The organism is Mesorhizobium sp. M7A.F.Ca.CA.004.06.1.1 (assembly GCF_003999135.1).
Taxonomy (GTDB): Bacteria; Pseudomonadota; Alphaproteobacteria; order Rhizobiales; family Rhizobiaceae; genus Mesorhizobium.
This window is the reverse complement of sequence record NZ_RZPQ01001129.1, coordinates 1-1,260: the sequence shown is the minus strand read 5'-3', so window position 1 is coordinate 1,260 and position 1,260 is coordinate 1. Positions and strand designations below refer to the sequence as shown.

2 protein-coding genes are annotated in these 1,260 nt (G+C 64.0%); both read left to right on the top strand.

What is annotated here, in order from left to right; all coding sequences use genetic code 11:
• On the top strand, positions 1-501 hold a 501-nt coding region (locus EN906_RS34460; protein WP_164777623.1), incomplete at its 5' end, for a GntR family transcriptional regulator.
• 36 nt (positions 502-537) lie between these two features.
• A partial coding sequence (locus EN906_RS34455) for a mandelate racemase/muconate lactonizing enzyme family protein (protein WP_127375791.1) occupies positions 538-1,260 on the top strand: 723 nt, incomplete at its 3' end.

The following is a 1,260-nucleotide window of genomic DNA, read 5'->3' as shown; positions in this document are numbered from 1 at the left end:
ATCCTGACCAGCATCCCCTATGCCGGCACCTTCGTCATCGAGGTCACAGCCAAGGACATCGACGATGCCTATTCGTTCAACAAGGTGATGGACGAGCTGGCCATCGAGCGGGCGTGGCCGCTGCGCGACCAGCGCTTCTTCGACGAGCTCGACCGGCGTCACGAAGCCGTGAAGCAGGCGACCCGTGCGTTGGACACGACACGCCAAATCGAAACCGCGCTGCAACTGCATGGCCTGATCTACGAATGGGCCGACAATTCGGTGCTGCTGGAAACCTGGCAGCGGCTGACCAGCCGGCTGCAGATGTATTTTGCGCTCCACCAGCATGCCCGCAATGAGCCGGTGCCGGCCGAAGACGTTCACGAAACCTATGTGCGGTTGCTGAAGGGCAAGGACATGCGTGCAGCCCAGCGCCATGCCAGGGAGCACATCGATCTCGATTTCGAGGAGTTGCTTGCCTATGCGCGCGGCCTCGAACAACGCCCGTCGAGGGGCGCCTGACCCGTTCCCCACCATCACAGACAGCGGACAAGACACGTGCAGATCGAAACCATCAAGGCCTACCATGTCGTGCAGCCCTTCGTGGACGGGCCATACCGCATGTCGAAGGGGCGCGAGGCCGACGCTTTCGACGCGGTGATCGTGTCCATTGCATCAGACAGCGGTATCACCGGCTGGGGCGAGATGGCGCCGCTCGGCAATTTTTACTCGGCAGCCTTCCCGGCCGGCGTTCGCGCCGGCGTGGTCGAGATCGCGCCGCATCTGATCGGCCATGATCCGCGCGGACTAGCCAACATCGGCCGGCTGATGGACACGGTGTTCAAGGGTCATCCCTACATCAAGTCGGCGCTCGACATGGCCTGCTGGGATCTGGCGGGGCGCGCCGCCGACGTGCCGCTGGTAACGCTGCTCGGCGGCAAGGAAAGCGACACCGCAGAACTCTACAAGGTCGTCACGCACGGCAGCGTCGACGCCATGGCCGCGCTGGCCAAGCGCATCGTCAAGGACGGCTTCCACCGGCTACAGGTCAAGGTCGGCGGCAATGTGCATGACGACATCGAGCGTGTCACCGCGGTCGCCGCCTCGGTGCCGAAAGGCACGGTCATCTTCTGCGACGCCAATGCCGGCTGGACGCCCTATCAGGCGCGCCAGTTCGCCGACGCCACGCGCGCCATCGACTACACGTTCGAGCAGCCCTGCACCACGATCGACGAGAACATGTCGGTGCGCCGCATGCTCGACAAACCGATGGTGCTCGAC